Source organism: Buttiauxella sp. (assembly GCF_035271705.1).
Classification (GTDB): domain Bacteria; phylum Pseudomonadota; class Gammaproteobacteria; order Enterobacterales; family Enterobacteriaceae; genus Buttiauxella.
The window spans coordinates 1-18,293 of the sequence record NZ_DATERI010000122.1; the positions used below are offsets into that span (position 1 = coordinate 1).

Here is an 18,293-nt window from a genome sequence, read left to right on the forward strand (position 1 = left end):
TGAATCACCTTAGGTGCGATATCCTTCGGTTTAACAACCTCCGCTACCTTTTCTAAAGGTTCTGCGTGGGGTGCCGATACCCAATAATAAGTGAGTGGTGCGGCGATGCAGGCGACAATGGCGGCCGCCACCGGTAGCACCCAACGCGTCGGCTTTTTAGCGGGCAGAACCTGAGGCATGATTTCAGGAACGGGTTCTGGTAACGGTAGCGTTTCGCTAACTGGCTCGGCAACAACCACTGGCGCGATTGAGTAGAGCGGCTCATCCGGCTCGCTCAGCACAATCACTGCGGGGGCAGGCGGCGCCTCGGGAATGAACTCGATAACCGGTTCATGCTCTTCATTGATGCGCAAACAATCCAGTGCATCGGTGCGGGCGCTACTATTGAGGTTTACAAAACCCCAAAACGTCAACACGGGTTTCCCGTCCACAAGATACACATATTGGTTGCCCGGGAATTGCAACGCATTGGCGAGCAACGAACCAAACAGTTGGATGGCGGTTTTTTCAGCCTGCTGGCAGCGCTGAACTAGCGATGCGACGTTGGCCTGGCAGTTATCGAGATAGCGCAGGGCTTTTTTGCGTTGTTCGTCGCTGGCCGCAGCCCAACTGACGACGGAGCCTTCAAAAGGCGCATACCAGTCGACCCGGTCGCCTTCATCGTTTGGCTGAGGTATTGCCAGACTGTCGACGACAGCCTGCTGTTTGCGTAAGCGCAAAGTTTCACGAATTTGGAGCGCTGAGTCGAACACCGTTTGCCCGTTTTCGCCAAGCGAAAGAAAGTCATCCAGGCACCCGCTGCGCAATAATGTTTTTGCCACGTCATCAATCCCGCTGTTTTCAGCTCCATCTGAGCCATCTTCACGCTTGCCACTTTACTGATTCTTTGCACAAGTAAACGGTGGAAGAGACGGGTATTTTTTCTAATTATCGACCGATTGCACTTAAGTCCTTGGGGCGTTATCACGTTTTGTGCTACTGATTATTCTTGGAAAACGCTTGGGAGTGCTCAATAAATGACAGAAAAATTACCGTTATTACTGGTCCAAATGGGGCATCCACCTTTAGATATTCGCAAGGCCGTGGGCGAGCAACCGCAATGGTTTCACGCCGCGTTAGGGGATGTTGGCCCTGTTCGCGTGGTGTGCCCGTTTGAAGGCGAGGCGCTGCCCGCCGCTGGGACATTTAGCGGCGCGGTGATTTCAGGCTCGTGGTCGATGGTGACCGCACATGAAGAATGGAGTGAGCGCACCGCACAGTGGCTACGGGAAATGATTCAGGCAGATATTCCGCTGCTCGGTGTGTGTTACGGGCACCAGTTGATGGCCTATGCGCTGGGTGGCGTCGTGGATTATCACCCGCAGGGTAGTGAAGTCGGGCAAATCCCCGTCACGCTTAATGATGCAGCACTTCATGACCCATTGCTCAGTGGCCTACCAAACCGCTTTGATACCTTTTTAAGCCATGAGCAAAGCGTGCTGACTCTGCCGCCAGATGCGGTGGTATTAGGCGCATCCAGCCACGACCCACACCAAATTATCCGTTATTCACCGAGTGCGTTATCGGTGCAATTCCACCCGGAATTTAGTGCACCCGTCATGAATAAAATCATTACCAGCCGGAGTGAAAGGGTGGCGATGAAAGGCAAAGACCGCGATGCGCTGCTGGGAAAAGTCAGCGATACACCCACTTCGCGCGCGATCCTTCAGCGGTTTGTTGCGTTACTGTAAGTGCTGCTGGCGAGATATCGTGCTGCCTTTGGCGTAAAACTGCACAAATCTCGCTGGTATTGAATAACCTGAGAGCCTTTTGTTATTTGTCAGCGACGATGGTCTATGGTGTTATTGATCTCCTAAAAGCCAGGTCGAATACCTGGCAAAATCAGTCTCACCCCATTTCATTTGGCAAGTACCAACAAAAGGCAAAAATATGTCGACAGGGAAAACACTTCTCGCGCTGCTATTAACCAGTTTATTACCTGCAAGCGGCGCATTTGCCGCCGCAAATAACACACTGGTTTACTGTTCAGAAGCCTCTCCAGAATCTTTCAACCCGCAAATCGCCAGTTCCGGCCCCACTTTTGTTGCCAGCTCACAAACGCTGTACAACCGCCTGGTAGAATTTGGCCCAAGCGATAACGTGCCGGTACCGTCACTGGCAACCGCATGGGACATCAGCAAAGATGGTAAAACCTATACGTTTACTCTGCGTAAAGGTGTGAAATTCAACAGTAATAAAGCATTTAAACCGACGCGCGATTTTAACGCAGACGATGTGGTCTTCTCGGTGATGCGCCAGAAAGACCCGAAAAACCCGTATCACAATGTCTCGCAAGCGAATTATGAATACTTCAATGATGTGGGTTTCGATAAGCTCATCACGGAGGTGAAAAAAATCGATGACCATCACGTCCAGTTCACTCTGAGCCAGCCTAATGCGGCATTCCTCGCCGATTGGGGGATGGATTTTGCTTCGATTCTTTCGGCGGAATATGCCGACGCCATGCTCAAAGCGGGCACGCCAGAGAAGGTGGATACCGCACCTATCGGCACCGGCCCGTATGCGTTACAGGAATACAAAGTGGATTCGGTGATTCGCTATGTGGCGAACCCGAATTACTGGAACGGTGAAGTGCCAACCAAACACCTGATCTTCTCCATCACGCCAAATGTGCAAACCCGAATGGCGAAATTGCAGAAGAACGAATGCCAGATTATCCCGGCGCCGTCACCGGTCCAGTTTGATGCCATCAAAGCGAATAAAGACCTGGCGCTGCACACCGTCGATGGACTGAACGTCGGTTACCTGGCGTTTAACACCACTAAAAAACCGTTTGATAACGTGCTGGTCCGCCAGGCACTGAATTACGCTGTCGATAAACAATCGATTATTAATGCCGTGTTTATGGGTTCCGGCACCATTGCAAAATCACCGATTCCCCCTGCGATGTTAGGTTTTAATAAAGATCTGGGCGATCGCAGCTACGATCCAGAAAAAGCGAAAGCCTTGTTGAAACAAGCGGGATTAGAGAAGGGCTTCGAAACCGATTTGTGGTCAATGCCAGTGCAGCGCCCGTATAACCCGAACTCACGTCGCATCGCTGAGATGATTCAGGCTGACTGGGCAAAAGTCGGTGTGAACGCCAAAATCGTCACTTTCGAGTGGGGCGAATACCTGTCCGGCATGCGCAAGGGCGAACACTCCTCCGCACTGTTTGGCTGGATGAGCGATAACGGCGACCCAGATAACTTTGCTGATACACTGCTGGGTTGTGGCAGTATCAAAAGTGGCTCGAACGCCGCCCGCTGGTGCGACAAAAAGTATGATGCGTTGACCCAGCAAGCGAAATTGATAAGCGACCCTGCGGCTCGCGCCAAGCTTTACGAGCAGGCACAAGAAGTGTTTTATGAGCAAGCGCCGTGGATCCCACTGGCGAATGGCAAAACCTTCTACGCCACGCGCAGCAACGTGACGGGCTACACGGTCAGCACCAATGGTAGCGATTTCTCGAAAGCGAAATTGAATTAACACTCAGGTTAATGTCGGATAACGCTCACGCTTATCCGACCTACAAAAGCTGTTGTAGGGTGGATTGGCGGTGAACGTCATCCACCATTACACGATTAAGCCGAAAATTAAGGAGAGAGTTATGGCGCATCTTGAAGATGTTATCGCCCGCGTAGATGCGGCGATCGTAGAAAATGTTATCGAACATATGAATGAACTGCTGATTGTCTTGAGCGACGATACCGAATTGAGCCGTGAAGAGCGTTACGAACAGCAGCAACGTTTACGTATCGCCATTGCACAAAAAGGTCATCATCAAAAAGCCGAATCTGAAGCACGCCGCGAAACTTTAACAAAAGGCGGCACCATCGTATAAACGTTTCCCGCCAGTTCGGCGGGAAATATGCCCTCAGCCCCTAATGGCTATCTCGGCAGTAAAGCGTGACAGAAGGGGGCAGCAATATCTGCAAAAATAAACCCCATCGCTGATATTAACAGGGTTAACAACATTGTTTTATTTGCAGCCTCGCATCATCAAGTGCACCATTACCGTTAAATAAAATGAATAACGCGCCGCAGTGGTGCAAATAAACAATAAGTAAATATTATACTTCAATTCATTTCCTTGAAATACAGTAATTTAAATAACTGGCATGGTTAATGCTTAATTCATCCCATCTTGTATACCAGATGGGATTCCAGTTTATGTCAGTAGCAACTTTGTCTGAATGGGTAGCATGTTACCGCCAGAACCCACAACAACTTGTGGCGGCCTATCAGCAGTTAGATGCGGATTTCAACCGTGAAGATAACGCCTGGATATATATCGCTACGCGTGACGAAATTTATGCGCAATTAACCTCTATTTTCCAGGTGATTAATTCTGGTGAAAAACAAGCGAGCGACTTCCCTTTATTAGGTGTGCCTTTTGCGGCGAAAGATAATATTGATGTTGCCGGAATGCCCACCAGTGCTGCTTGTCGTGAATTTACTTACACACCAGCAAAAGATGCGACTGTCATTGCTCGCCTGAAAGCCGCAGGCGCGGTTGTGGTGGGTAAAACCAACCTTGATCAGTTTGCCACCGGGCTGGTGGGGACGCGTTCCCCGTTTGGCGCAGTAAAAAACACCTTCAACCCAGAATATGTCAGCGGCGGTTCCAGTTCCGGTTCGGCATCCGTAGTGGCGCGAGGCCTGGTGTGCTTTTCGTTAGGCACTGATACGGCGGGCTCTGGGCGCGTACCGGCGGGTTTTAACAATATCGTGGGGCTGAAACCGACCAAAGGCTGGATTTCTACCGCGGGCGTCGTGCCTGCCTGCCGCCTGAACGACTGCGTGTCGATATTCGCCCTGACCGTTGAAGATGCCGAAACTGTTGCCGCAGTGGCGGGCGGTTACTGCTCACAAGATGCATACTCTCGCACCCACCCGCAAACCGCTCCGGCACGTTTTAGTGAAAAGCTGCGTTTTGCCATTCCCGACATACTGGAGTTTTTTGGCGATACCGACAGCGAAGCCGCATTCGCCAGGACACTGGTACGTTTGCAGCAGTTGGGTGCAGAACTGGTGCCGATTGATTTCAGCGTTTTTAACCAGTTAGCACAACAGCTCTATTACGGTGCGTGGGTGGCTGAACGTACGGTGGCCGTGGGTGAGATCTTCAAAAATCAGCCCGAAGCGATGGACCCTATAGTGCGCGGCATCGTGGCAAATGGCCTGAACTACACCGCCTGTGATGCCTGGCAGGCGGAATACACCCGCGCTGAATTAGCGCAAAAGATTAATGCGCAACTGAGCGAATTTGACGCGCTGGTCGTGCCTACTTCGCCAACCATTCATACCCTTGCAGAAATGGCTCAGGAGCCGGTGCGTTATAACTCCCAGTTTGGGACTTACACCAACTTCACCAATCTTGCCGATCTCTGCGCCCTGGCGCTGCCCGCTGATTTCCGTGCCGACGGCTTACCGGCAGGGATAACGCTTATTGCCCCTGCATGGCATGACCAGGCGCTGAGCCACTTCGGCAAACACTGGCAACAAGCGTTGAATCTGCCACTGGGTGCGACCGACAAACCGTTTTCTGCGAGTAGCTCCGCAAACAATGGCGTAAAAACTTCGCCAAACCACGTGCGCGTAGCCATGGTCGGTGCGCACCTGCGCGGCATGCCGTTAAACCACCAGCTCACCACACGCAATGCGGTGTTTATCGAAGAATCGCGCACTGCCGCCAATTACCGTCTTTACGCATTAGCCAATACCCAGCCGCCAAAACCGGGACTCGCTCGCAGTGCCGAGGGGCAGCCCATTGCCGTTGAACTGTGGGATATCCCGCTAGCTCGCTTTGGTGAATTTGTAGCGGAAATCCCGGCGCCACTGGGCATAGGCACGTTGACGCTTGAAGACGGCAGGGAAGTGAAAGGGTTTATTTGCGAACCCGCAGCATTAACGGATGCCACAGATATCACCGCGTGGGGCGGTTGGAAAGCCTGGCTTGCTCGTCATCACAGCGCCTAAGGAGAACATCATGTTTAGCTCAGTCTTGATAGCAAACCGCGGTGAAATCGCCGTTCGCGCGATTAAAACGCTGAAGAAAATGGGTATCGCAAGTGTTGCGGTCTACTCCGACCCGGACGCTAATGCCCAACATGTGGTGGATGCCGATATCGCCATTGCGCTGGGTGGCGAAAAGGCGGCTGAAAGCTATCTCGATATTGAGAAAATCATTGCCGCAGCGCTGGCTTCTGGGGCGCAGGCAATATTCCCCGGTTACGGATTTTTGTCCGAACGCGCCGAGTTTGCGCAGGCATGTGTTGATAACGGCCTGGTTTTCATCGGCCCAACGGCCGGGCAAATCCGCGATTTTGGCCTGAAACATCGCGCCCGAGAACTGGCCTTTAAAGCCAATGTGCCGATGACCCCGGGCACTGGGCTGTTGCTGACGCTCAAAGAGGCGCAACTGGCGGCGGCGGAAATTGGCTATCCGGTGATGTTAAAAACTACCGCGGGCGGTGGGGGAATTGGGCTGACGCGTTGTGAAGATGAAGCGGGATTGATTGACGCCTGGTCAAGCGTGAAGCGTATGGGGCAGCAGTTTTTCAGCGACGATGGGGTGTTTATCGAGCGTTTTGTTGACCGTGCGCGCCATCTCGAAGTGCAAATTTTTGGTGACGGCAAAGGCAAAGTGCTGGCTCTGGGTGAACGCGATTGTTCGTTACAGCGCCGTAATCAAAAAGTGGTTGAGGAAACACCGGCACCCAACTTGCCCCAGGCCACCCGTGAAGCGATTCATGCCGCTGCCGTAGCGTTGGGTGAATCCGTGAATTACCGCAGCGCCGGCACCGTGGAGTTTATCTACGACGCCCCGCGTGACGCCTTTTACTTCCTCGAAGTGAACACCCGTTTGCAAGTTGAACACCCTGTCACCGAGATGGTCACAGGTCTTGATCTGATTGAGTGCATGGTAAACGTGGCGGCCGGCGTCACATTAGACTGGCAGCGCATGGCGCAAGCGCCGAAAGGGGCCGCAATAGAAGTGCGCATCTACGCTGAAGATGCGCTGAAAAACTTCCAGCCAAGCCCTGGTGTGTTGACGGATGTGTTTTTCCCGGAAGATGTGCGTGTTGACGGTTGGGTCAGTACGGGCAGCGAAGTCAGCGCGTTCTATGATCCCATGATCGCAAAAGTGATCGTCTACGGTGACGATCGTCAGCAAGCGTTAAGTAAACTGAACTCGGCTCTGGCGGCCACGCGTTTACATGGCATCGCCACCAATCTCGATTACCTGCGTCAAATCGTACAACTGGCTGAATTTAAAGCCGGCGTGATGTGGACGCGCTTACTCGATAGCGTGGTTTATCAGGCGCATGCCATTGAAGTACTGGAACCCGGTACCTGGAGTAGCGTGCAAGACAGCCCAGGCCGCCTCGGTTACTGGGATATTGGCGTGCCACCCTCAGGCCCCATGGATGATTTTGCCTTCCGTCTGGCAAACCGGATTGTCGGTAATCACCCCTCCGCCGCCGGGCTGGAATTTACCTTACAAGGCCCGACGCTGCGTTTTCACAGCGATGCGATTATCGCCTTAACCGGGGCTGATTGCCCGGCAACGCTTGATGATGAGGCCGTAACGTACTGGCATCCGGTTATCGTCAAAGCGGGGCAAACCTTGAAACTGGGGCGTGCGACCTCCGGTTGCCGTACCTATCTGGCGGTGCGTAACGGTTTTGATGTGCCGGTTTATCTTGGCAGCCGTTCAACCTTTGCCCTCGGGCAGTTTGGCGGCCATGCTGGACGGACCTTACGCGTGGCCGATGTGCTGGCGATTTCCCAGCCATGCTTGCCTGCGTGTACCACCCCTGCACCGATTTCGTTACCGCAAACGCCAGAACCTGCGGTTATTCCAAAATACAGCGATGTCTGGGAAATCGGCGTGCTGTACGGGCCGCACGGCGCACCCGATTTTTTCACCCCAGAATCAATGCAAACATTCTTTGAATCCGAGTGGCAAGTTCACTACAACTCCAACCGCCTGGGTGTGCGCCTCATGGGGCCGAAACCCGAGTGGACACGTGCCGATGGGGGGGAAGCAGGGCTGCATCCTTCCAACGTTCACGACTGCGAATATGCGATTGGCGCGGTGAATTTTACCGGTGATTTCCCGGTGATCTTGACACGTGACGGCCCAAGCCTTGGCGGGTTTGTTTGCCCGGTCACTATCGCCAAAGCGGAATTATGGAAAGTCGGGCAGGTAAAACCTGGTGACCGTATCCGTTTCCACGCCATTACCTTTGACCACGCGCAATCGCTGGAGATAGCCCAGGATGTGGCGGTGACCAATCTGCTGCATGTTTTAACGCTACCGGATTTGCATCCGTCAATTTCACCGACCACCACCTCAAGTGCGGCGGTGCTGGCGGAACGGCAGGCTCAAGGCGATTGTCCTGCTGTGGTTTACCGCCAGGCGGGGGATAACTATCTGCTTATCGAGTACGGCGACAATGTGCTGGATCTGGCGTTGCGCCTGCGTATTTACCTTCTTATGAACGCCATCAAACAGACCGCAACATCGGGCATTGAAGAGCTTTCGCCGGGAGTCCGTTCGCTACAGGTGCGTTACGACAGCCAGCATATTTCGCAGTCGCAGTTACTCACTTTGCTACTGGGGCTGGAAAAACAGCTTGGCGACGTCCAGAAACTCAAAATCCCGTCGCGCATAGTGCATTTGCCGATGGCCTTTGAGGATAGCGCCACACTTGCCGCCGTCGAGCGTTACAAGGAAACCGTCCGTGCGGATGCGCCGTGGCTGCCTAATAACGTCGATTTCATTCAGCGCACCAATGGCCTCGCACACCGCGACGAGGTTAAGAAAATCCTCTTTGACGCCAGCTATCTGGTGCTCGGCCTCGGGGATGTGTATCTCGGCGCACCTTGTGCGGTGCCGCTTGATCCACGCCACCGCTTACTCAGTTCGAAATATAACCCGGCGCGTACCTGGACTGCCGAAGGCACCGTTGGGATTGGCGGCATGTATATGTGCATCTACGGCATGGATTCCCCGGGGGGATACCAACTGGTGGGGCGCACGCTGCCTATCTGGAACAAATTCCTGAAGAACGAACAGTTTGGCGACGAACCCTGGCTGCTGAAGTTCTTCGACCAGGTGCGCTTCTATCCGGTGACGGAGGATGAACTGACCGAATTGCGCAGCGCATTCCGCGAAGGGCGTGCGCAGGTACGCGTTGAAGAAGCGGAATTCGATTTCCCTGAATACCAGCAGTTCCTCAATGAGAACGCCGATGACATCGCAGATTTCCGCCATCGTCAACAGCACGCATTTGACCGCGAAGTGGCGAATTGGAAAGAGCAGGAAAGTGCTGCCGTCGAAAGCGCCATGCTTGCCGAACAAGAGGTGATTGAAGATCAGGAAGGCCATCTGGTGAGTGCTGACCTGAACGGCAATATCTGGAAGATCCTTGTCGAGCCTGGGCAAAGCGTGAAGCAAGGCGAGCCGTTGATTGTGGTGGAGGCCATGAAGATGGAATTGATGGTCGCCGCACCTTGTGACGGTACCGTGTTGCGTATCAGTTGCCAGCAAGGCCGCCCAGTAGGGCCGGGTGATGCGTTGCTGTGGCTGGATGCGGTGTGAGTGAGCTGTAGGGCGGTGAAACATGCAAACCACTAAGAAACCAGAAGGCGTTGCTGAACGTATCTACCGCCAACTCAAACAGGAAATTTTCGATTTCCAGTTACTTCCAGGTGACCGCTTTAGCGAAAACGACATCGCACTGCGTATGGCCGCCAGCCGGACCCCGGTTCGCCAGGCACTGTATGCGCTGGAACAAGAAGGTTATGTCGAAGTCCAGCCGCGTAGTGGTTGGCAGATAAAAGCCGTGGACTTTGATTATCTGGAATCGCTTTACGATCTGCGCATTGTGCTGGAACTCGAGGCGGTCAAGCGCCTGTGCATCTTGCCTGCGGATAACCACCCGCAACCGTTGCAGACGCTCAAGCAGTTCTGGCTTGATGCGCCACAACTGGAGGATGGCGCAGAAGTTGCCTGCCACGACGAAGTTTTTCATATGACGCTCGTTGAATCGACAGGCAACCCGGAAATGGCGCGAGTCCATCGCGAAATTACCGAAAAAATCCGTATTGTGCGGCGGCTGGACTTCACCAAACGCCCACGAGTCAGTGCTACTTATCTCGAACATGGGCAAATTTTGCTCGCTATTTTGAACCGTCAACTTCAGGAGGCACAAACCCGCTTACACGACCATATAGCCGCAAGTCAGAAAGAGGTTCGTCAAATTACTCTCCATATGCTTCATCAGGCGAAGCATGGGGTTATTCGATAACACGGGTTAAAACCCAAAATAATTCGAGTTGCATCGCGGCGGCAAGAGAGCGAGTCCCGATGAGCTTAGTGAACTAAGTGATTCGGGCAAGTGAACGTAGCCAACAAAGGTGCAGCTTGAAGTATGAAGGGTTAATTGGGGTATACATTATGCAACGTCGCACCTTCATCAAAGCCTTCGCGCTCTCCGCGTCTGTTATCAGCATGGGTTTGGCCTTCAATGCGCAGGCCGCAGACACTATCAAAGTCGGCATTATGCACTCGCTGTCCGGCACGATGGCCATCTCTGAAACGCCATTAAAAGATGTGGCGTTAATGACGATTGCCGACATTAACGCCAAAGGCGGCGTGCTGGGTAAACAGCTCGAACCGGTGGTGGTCGACCCGGCCTCTAACTGGCCGCTGTTCGCTGAAAAGGCACGCCAGTTGTTGAGCCAGGACAAAACGGCCGTGGTGTTTGGCTGTTGGACATCGGTTTCACGCAAATCAGTACTGCCAGTGTTTGAAGAGCTGAACGGTTTACTGTTCTATCCGGTGCAATACGAAGGCGAAGAGATGTCGCCAAATGTGTTCTATACCGGTGCCGCACCCAACCAGCAGGCGATTCCTGCCCTGGAATACCTGATGAGCGAAGACGGCGGGGCGGCGAAACGCTACTTCCTGCTGGGCACGGATTACGTCTATCCGCGTACCACCAACAAAATCCTGCGTGCGTTCCTGCACTCCAAAGGCATTCAGGATAAAGATATTGAAGAAGTTTATACCCCGTTTGGTTATAGCGATTACCAGACCATCGTATCTAACATCAAGAAATTCTCCGCCAGCGGGAAAACGGCAGTCATCTCCACCATCAACGGGGATTCCAACGTGCCGTTCTACAAAGAGCTGGCAAATCAGGGGCTGAAAGCGACCGATGTGCCGGTCATCGCGTTCTCGGTGGGTGAAGAAGAGTTGCGCGGCATCGACACCAAACCGTTGGTCGGTAACCTGGCGGCGTGGAACTACTTCGAGTCGGTTGATAACCCAACCAACAAAGCGTTTGTCGCCGAGTGGAAAGCCTATGCCAAAGCCCACAAGCTGCCGAATGCTGACACGGTTGTGACCAATGACCCGATGGAAGCGACCTATGTCGGTATCCATATGTGGGCGCAAGCGGTGGAAAAAGCCGGTACCACTGACGTCGATAAAGTCCGTGCCGCGATGGCAGGCCAAACCTTCAAAGCCCCGTCTGGTTTTACTCTGACGATGGATGCCACCAACCACCATCTGCATAAACCTGTGATGATTGGCGAAATTGAAGGTAACGGCCAGTTCAACGTGGTGTGGCAAACCGACGCTCCGGTACGCGCACAACCGTGGAGCCCGTTCATCACCGGCAACGACAAGAAGTCTGACGAGCCTGTGAAAATGGCGAACAACTAGCCTTAATCCTGGCGCATGCGTTAGGGAAAATTTACCTACCTAAAATATTTCGAGTTGTGGGAAGGCGGCAAACGCGTAAGCCCCCAGGAGCATAGATAACTCTGTGACTGGGGGGACGGCGGGCAGCCAACGCACCCACAACTTGAAGTATCAAGGGTAAAGGAGACGCCCATGAAACTTGTACGCTGGCTGCTCATCGCGGCCTGGTTGCTGCCGTGTTTCGCCCGTGCGGGCGATGCTGAGGATTTTGCAGCGGCAAACCGTACCCAGCAGACCAAACTGCTGCAAAGCTGGGCGTCTGCTCCCGATGCCAAACGCCTACCGCTACTGAGTTCGCTGGTGCAAGAAAGTCTGGTAATAGACACACAACATCACGCTTTTGCGCAAAACGATTCCACAATCACGCCACTTGGCGAAGTAAAAGAGCCGACAGGTGAGGTTAAGAAACTTCGGCTGACCAACCGTTTACGTATTCTGGCAGGCGGCGCACTGGCTAGCCATCAGCTGGTAAGTGACAATGTCACGCAGCGTTTACAGGCGGCAAAGGCACTCCAGCGTGACGCACAGCCGGATTTACTCCCGCTACTACAACAACGACTTACAGTGGAGAAGGACGAGGATGTCCGTACCGCGCTCGAAGGTGCGGTGGCTCGCCTGCAACTCACCAGCACCGACGCCAAAGTACGCCTGAATGCGGTCGAACTGCTGAGCCACTCCACCGACCCGGATACCCAGGCGCTGCTAAAACCGCTCACCGACCCCCAAAACGAAAGCGACGCGCAGGTACGTACTGCGGCAAGCCAGGGGCTGGAAAAAATTCAGCATCGTTTAATGCTTGGCGACATTCTCGGCCAGGCGTTTATGGGGCTTTCTCTGGGGTCTATTTTACTGCTCGCAGCACTCGGGCTTGCGATTACTTATGGTTTGCTGGGTGTTATCAACATGGCACACGGCGAAATGCTGATGCTTGGCGCGTATGCCACCTGGATGGTGCAAAGTGCTTTTCAGCAATACGCGCCGCAGTGGCTGACATTTTACCCCATTGTGGCGCTACCGGTGGCGTTCGCGATTACCGCCGGAATTGGCATGATGCTGGAGCGCACGATTATTCGCCATCTTTATGGTCGCCCACTGGAAACGCTGCTGGCAACCTGGGGTATCAGCCTGATGCTTATCCAAATTGTGCGCATGGTGTTTGGTGCGCAAAACATGGAAGTGGCGAATCCCGCGTGGCTTTCTGGTGGCGTGCAGGTGTTGCCGAATCTCATTTTGCCGTGGAATCGTCTGGTAGTGATTGGCTTCGTGATGCTGGTGTTGCTGTTTACCTGGCTGCTGCTCAATAAAACCCGTTTGGGGATGAATGTGCGTGCCGTGACGCAAAACCGCGCTATGGCGGCCTGCTGCGGCGTGCCAACGGGTCGTGTGGATATGCTGGCGTTTGGTCTGGGATCAGGGATTGCGGGTCTTGGTGGCGTGGCGCTTTCACAGCTCGGTAACGTCGGGCCTGAACTGGGCCAGGGTTACATTATTGACTCCTTCCTGGTGGTGGTGCTTGGTGGCGTTGGCCAGCTGGCGGGAACCGTTGCCGCCGCATTTGGGTTGGGTATCTTCAACAAAATCCTCGAGCCGCAAATTGGCGCGGTGCTCGGGAAAATCCTCATCCTTGTGCTGATCATTCTGTTTATTCAGAAACGCCCGCAAGGCATGTTTGCTCTCAAAGGGAGGGTGATTGACTGATGAGCCAACCACTGACGTTAACTCTGACCCGCAAAGCGCCACGAACGTCGGTGGTGTTGGGGGCGCTGCTTGTGGCGCTGATGCTGACATTACCGTTCCTGACGCTATTGCCCGCCAGCCATCCACTGAGTTTGTCGACGTATACCTTGACGCTGGTTGGCAAAATCCTGTGCTACGCGGTGGTCGCCATCGCGCTGGATTTGGTGTGGGGATATGCCGGGCTGCTCTCGTTGGGGCATGGCATTTTCTTCGCCCTGGGTGGTTACGCGATGGGGATGTATCTGATGCGCCAGGCCGCTGGAGACGGGCTACCCGCGTTTATGTCGTTTCTGAGCTGGAATGAATTGCCGTGGTTCTGGTGGGGGACGCAGCATTTTGCCTGGGCGCTGGCGCTGATAGTGCTGGTACCGGGACTGCTCGCGTTCGTATTTGGCTTCTTTGCTTTTCGCTCAAAGATAAAAGGTGTTTATTTCTCCATCATGACCCAGGCGCTAACTTACGCCGGAATGTTGCTGTTCTTTCGCAATGAAACGGGCTTTGGCGGCAACAATGGTTTTACCGGTTTTACCACGCTGCTCGGCTTACCGATTACCGCTACCAGTACCCGCATTGGTTTGTTTATCGCCACAGTTATGCTGCTTATCGTCAGTCTCGGCATCGGTTTTGCGCTTGCTCGCAGCAAGTTTGGCCGGGTGCTCACCGCGGTGCGCGATGCGGAAAACCGCCTGGTATTCTGCGGTTACGATCCTCGTGGTTTTAAATTGCTGGTATGGACGTTATCCGCCGTGCTGTGCGGCCTGGCGGGGGCGTTGTATGTGCCGCAGGTGGGGATTATTAACCCCGGCGAAATGTCACCGACTAACTCCATCGAAGCCGCTATTTGGGTGGCATTAGGCGGGCGCGGCACGCTGATAGGCCCAATCCTCGGCGCGGGTTTAGTCAATGGCGCGAAAAGCTACTTCACCATGGCCGTGCCGGAATACTGGCAGCTTTTTCTCGGTCTGATTTTCATCGTCGTCACCCTCTTTTTACCGCGTGGCGTGATTGGTTTACTGCGTAAGGGAGAAAAGTAATGCAGCCAGGTGAACCGCTTTTTACCCGCCAGCATGAATCTGACCGCTATCGCGACCAGACCGATCCGGTTCTGATGCTGGAAAACATCAATGTGAGTTTTGATGGATTCAAAGCGCTGACTGACCTGTCGCTCAATATCGGCGTCGGTGAACTGCGCTGCATCATTGGCCCGAATGGCGCCGGGAAAACCACGTTGATGGATGTGATAACCGGCAAGACCAGGCCGCAAAGTGGCAGGGCGTTTTACGATCAATCGACTGATCTTATACGCCTTGAACCAGCGGAGATCGCCAAACGCGGCATTGGGCGTAAATTTCAGAAACCGACGGTATTTGAGGCGCTGACGGTGTTCGAGAATCTGGAAATTGCGCAGAAAGCCGATAAATCGGTGTGGGCAAGTTTGCGGGCGAAACTCAATTCAGAGCAGTGCGACCGCATCGATGAAATGCTGGTCACTTTGCGCCTCGGCGCTGAACGCCACCGTAAAGCCGGGCTGCTTTCTCACGGCCAAAAGCAATTTCTGGAAATCGGCATGTTGCTGGTCCAGGAACCGCATTTGTTGCTACTGGATGAACCCGCTGCCGGCATGACGGACGCGGAGACCGAGTACACCGCCGAACTGTTTCGCGGGCTGGCAGGTAAGCATTCATTAATGGTGGTAGAGCACGATATGGGATTTGTGGAAACCATTGCCGACCATGTCACCGTGCTGCATCAAGGGCAGGTGTTGGCGGAAGGATCACTGCGTCAAGTGCAGGCCAACGAGCAGGTGATTGAAGTTTATCTGGGGCGGTAATTTTTGGGTGGATGAGCAAAAGGAAGCTAACCATGCTGCAAGTCAACGATCTCAATCAATACTACGGAGGCAGCCATATTCTGCGTGGTGTCTCTTTTGAAGCAAACATCGGCGAAGTAACTTGCCTGCTTGGGCGTAACGGCGTGGGTAAAAGTACCTTACTAAAATGCCTGATGGGGCTTATCCCCGCGAAATCAGGCAGCGTTAACTGGCAGCAAACCAACATTACCAGCCGCAAACCACACCAGCGTGTGCAGGCAGGAATTGCCTATGTTCCGCAAGGCCGTGAGATTTTCCCGCGCCTGACGGTGGAAGAAAACTTGCTGATGGGGCTTTCGCGTTTTGCCGGGCGGGAGGCAAAACAGGTGCCGGAAGAGATTTATCAGCTTTTCCCGGTGCTAAAAGAGATGAAACAGCGGCGTGGTGGTGACCTTTCCGGTGGGCAACAGCAACAGTTGGCGATTGGACGTGCGCTTGCCTGCAAACCCCAATTACTGATTCTGGACGAACCCACCGAAGGCATTCAGCCCTCGGTCATTAAGGAGATCGGTCAGGTTATTAGCAGCCTTGCGGCAAAAGGCGACATGGCTATTTTATTGGTCGAACAGTTTTATGACTTCGCGGCCGATCTTGCCGACAGCTATTTGGTGATGTCACGCGGTTCGATTATTCAACGGGGTGCCGGAGCCAATATGGAAACGGATGGGGTAAGAGGGTTGGTGGCGATATAACTGCGTAATAAATTGTATTATTTTCTCCCTGACGTAATATCACTCCAGAATGTTTATTATGGAAATAAAGTCATCAGGGAGATGTGTTATTGTGAAAGAATCTATTCATGTAATAAATGGTAAGGCGTATACCTTTAGTACCAAAGAGAATAAAACTTACCTGACATTCAAATCTACGAGTCGTCCCGCAATTGAGAATCATGTCGAAATTTGTATCATTCCGAGTTGTAAGATTATTACCAGAAGCAATGGTGACATTCTTTTTGCATTGGCACTAAAGAAAGGGACTGATGAGAAGTTTGAAATCCTGACAGCACAACAACTTTATGATAACACTGCCTGGCAGTGGTTTGAACCACTCGCTGATAACTACCATGAGCTGATATATTTGAATGATAACCCCGAGACTTATTCTGCCTATAAACATTTTAGCTGGCAGGATATTGTGGATTTTGCAGAGGTGGATAGACCGGCATATCAGTACAGAGCAAAATCCGAAGGGGATTGGAAAGCTCATCCACAAGGCGGGGCAAAATACCTGATGGTTATGATTGATAACTATCCATATTGGACTGATGCGATAGGTCAGGTTCCTTTCGCGATTGATACTTATAGGCTATATCATAGTATTCCAGATACTGTATCAACTGGGATTACCTGGGGGTCTGGAAAATATTATGACGCTGCTGATAAAAGTAACTCCTATGATAATTATTTTGTACTTAGGGCTGCTCTTTATGCCAGTAAGCGTTTCTTCTATGAGCGAATTGATTATGTTCCGGTTGTTATTTCTGAAAGTGGGAAGTCAATCCCTATAGTTGAATATAAGGAAGCCACGAGAGAGGTTCATGCCTCTGAACTAAGGAAACCAATAACAGAAATGGAGGTTCAAAGTTATGCTGCATGGAAAAAATAGTGGGGTTGTAAAATTTTCTTTAAAATTATTTATGGTGCTATTTTGTTGCTTTCTTCTGGGTGTTATACATGATAGTGCAGTGGGGCTATATAAGTCGTTGTATTTTGTAAGAAGTCGAGGTGTTGGGCTTGTATTTGTAAAAGTCTATTTGCTATTTATAGTCATGCCATCATTTTTTATATTAATGCTCACCTCATTGAGGGTTGGCTTGATTTTGGTTGCTGGGATTATATGTTTTTTTGTCTATGACGGTATAGCAGGGGATTATCCTATGAGAACTTTGTTAATAATAATCTGTAGTGTTTTTACATGGGGCATTCTCTTAGTTGGAAGATGGCAAATAGACAAAAAATTCAGTAAAAAAATGGATGTGGAATGAGTCATTCTATCCAGGTTCTAAAGCGTAAGTAGCCCTAAACATGGCCTGCTAAACCCCCATAAATTTTGGCACTGTTTGTTATGCCATAATTTGTTTATATTCAGGTAACTTATCATTAATGCGCCCGTGGAGGCCTGAATTGACTGGCATAACAAATGAATATCAGCAACCTGTGGGCAACGCTCTTCCCGAGTGGAAACCTTGCCCACGCCCGGAGCGGATTACGCTAGAAGGGCGCTATTGTCGCCTCGAACCGTTATCTCGTGTTCATGCCGCGGATTTATGGGCTGCGTGGAGTACAGCAAAAGATGACCGTGGCTGGACGTATCTAAGTATTGGACCATTTGCTGAGCAACAGCAATTTTCCGATTTTATTGCCAGCGCCGCACAGAGCAACGATCCGCTGCATTATGCGGTTGTCGATTCCCGAAGTGGTAAAGCGCTTGGGAGCCTGTCACTGATGCGCATCGACCCGGCTAACGGCGTGGTGGAAGTTGGTTTTGTGATGTATACGCCGCTGTTGCAGCGCACCGTGCAGGCAACCGAAGCCCATTTTCTGTTGATGAAATACGCTTTTGGGCTAGGTTACCGTCGCTACGAATGGAAATGCGACAGCTTAAATGCCCCATCGCACCAGGCAGCGATTCGTTTAGGTTTTAGTTATGAAGGGTTGTTCCGCCAGGCGATAGTGTACAAACAGCGCACGCGTGATACCGCATGGTTTTCGATTATTGATAGCGAGTGGCCGACCCTCGAGCAAGCCTTTGAACGCTGGCTTTCTGTTGAGAATATGCCAGGCGGCGTACAGAAAATGGGGTTGTCGCAGATCCGTGACAGCCTGAATCACCGTTGTCCAACCGATATCTGAATCGCGCGGC

The 18,293-nt window shown here is 52.4% G+C and carries 15 protein-coding genes; 14 read left to right on the forward strand and 1 reads right to left on the reverse strand.

The window, feature by feature from the left end:
• Positions 1–821 (reverse strand): SrfA family protein (locus tag VJY99_RS11070; protein ID WP_324118389.1); only part of this gene is annotated, 821 nt, incomplete at its 3' end.
• A gap of 195 nt (positions 822–1,016) precedes the next feature.
• Here VJY99_RS11070 and VJY99_RS11075 point away from each other — a divergent pair.
• The 14 genes from VJY99_RS11075 (at position 1,017) to VJY99_RS11140 (ending at position 18,283) form a co-directional block, all read left to right on the forward strand.
• A complete protein-coding gene (locus VJY99_RS11075) occupies positions 1,017–1,730 on the forward strand; it encodes a glutamine amidotransferase (RefSeq protein WP_324118391.1) in 714 nt (237 codons plus the stop codon).
• 199 nt (positions 1,731–1,929) lie between these two features.
• Positions 1,930–3,528: an ABC transporter substrate-binding protein gene (locus VJY99_RS11080; protein ID WP_324118393.1), complete on the forward strand. Its 1,599-nt coding sequence runs from the start codon at positions 1,930–1,932 to the stop codon at positions 3,526–3,528.
• Positions 3,529–3,649: 121 nt separating this feature from the next.
• Positions 3,650–3,883, forward strand: coding sequence for a DUF2526 family protein (locus tag VJY99_RS11085; RefSeq protein ID WP_324118395.1), 234 nt, complete (start codon positions 3,650–3,652; stop codon positions 3,881–3,883).
• A 329-nt stretch (positions 3,884–4,212) separates the two neighbouring features.
• Entirely contained in the window at positions 4,213–6,021 is a 1,809-nt protein-coding gene (gene atzF, locus VJY99_RS11090) for an allophanate hydrolase (RefSeq protein ID WP_324118397.1), read from the forward strand.
• Between the two features lie 10 nt (positions 6,022–6,031).
• On the forward strand, positions 6,032–9,652 hold the full coding sequence (gene uca, locus VJY99_RS11095) for an urea carboxylase (RefSeq protein WP_324118399.1): 3,621 nt from the start codon (positions 6,032–6,034) through the stop codon (positions 9,650–9,652).
• A gap of 22 nt (positions 9,653–9,674) precedes the next feature.
• Complete coding sequence (locus VJY99_RS11100) at positions 9,675–10,361, forward strand: GntR family transcriptional regulator (protein ID WP_324118401.1); 687 nt, start codon at positions 9,675–9,677, stop codon at positions 10,359–10,361.
• A 149-nt stretch (positions 10,362–10,510) separates the two neighbouring features.
• Positions 10,511–11,782, forward strand: coding sequence for an urea ABC transporter substrate-binding protein (gene urtA, locus VJY99_RS11105; protein ID WP_324118403.1), 1,272 nt, complete (start codon positions 10,511–10,513; stop codon positions 11,780–11,782).
• A 171-nt stretch (positions 11,783–11,953) separates the two neighbouring features.
• Positions 11,954–13,519 (forward strand): urea ABC transporter permease subunit UrtB, encoded by a 1,566-nt coding sequence (gene urtB, locus VJY99_RS11110; protein ID WP_324118405.1) that lies wholly within the window; start codon positions 11,954–11,956, stop codon positions 13,517–13,519.
• Positions 13,519–14,592 carry an urea ABC transporter permease subunit UrtC gene (gene urtC / locus VJY99_RS11115; RefSeq protein ID WP_324118407.1) on the forward strand — a complete coding sequence of 358 codons (1,074 nt, stop codon included), beginning with the start codon at positions 13,519–13,521 and terminating at the stop codon, positions 14,590–14,592. Before urtB ends, urtC begins: the two co-directional genes overlap by 1 nt.
• On the forward strand, positions 14,592–15,389 hold the full coding sequence (gene urtD / locus VJY99_RS11120) for an urea ABC transporter ATP-binding protein UrtD (protein ID WP_324118408.1): 798 nt from the start codon (positions 14,592–14,594) through the stop codon (positions 15,387–15,389). The genes urtC and urtD overlap by 1 nt, the downstream gene beginning before the upstream one ends.
• A gap of 32 nt (positions 15,390–15,421) precedes the next feature.
• Entirely contained in the window at positions 15,422–16,120 is a 699-nt protein-coding gene (gene urtE / locus VJY99_RS11125) for an urea ABC transporter ATP-binding subunit UrtE (RefSeq protein WP_324118410.1), read from the forward strand.
• Between the two features lie 91 nt (positions 16,121–16,211).
• Positions 16,212–17,036 carry a hypothetical protein gene (locus tag VJY99_RS11130; RefSeq protein ID WP_324118412.1) on the forward strand — a complete coding sequence of 275 codons (825 nt, stop codon included), beginning with the start codon at positions 16,212–16,214 and terminating at the stop codon, positions 17,034–17,036.
• Entirely contained in the window at positions 17,017–17,415 is a 399-nt protein-coding gene (locus tag VJY99_RS11135; RefSeq protein WP_324118413.1) for a hypothetical protein, read from the forward strand. The genes VJY99_RS11130 and VJY99_RS11135 overlap by 20 nt, the downstream gene beginning before the upstream one ends.
• 139 nt (positions 17,416–17,554) lie before the next feature.
• Entirely contained in the window at positions 17,555–18,283 is a 729-nt protein-coding gene (locus VJY99_RS11140) for a GNAT family protein (RefSeq protein ID WP_324118415.1), read from the forward strand.
• Positions 18,284–18,293: the final 10 nt, after the last annotated feature.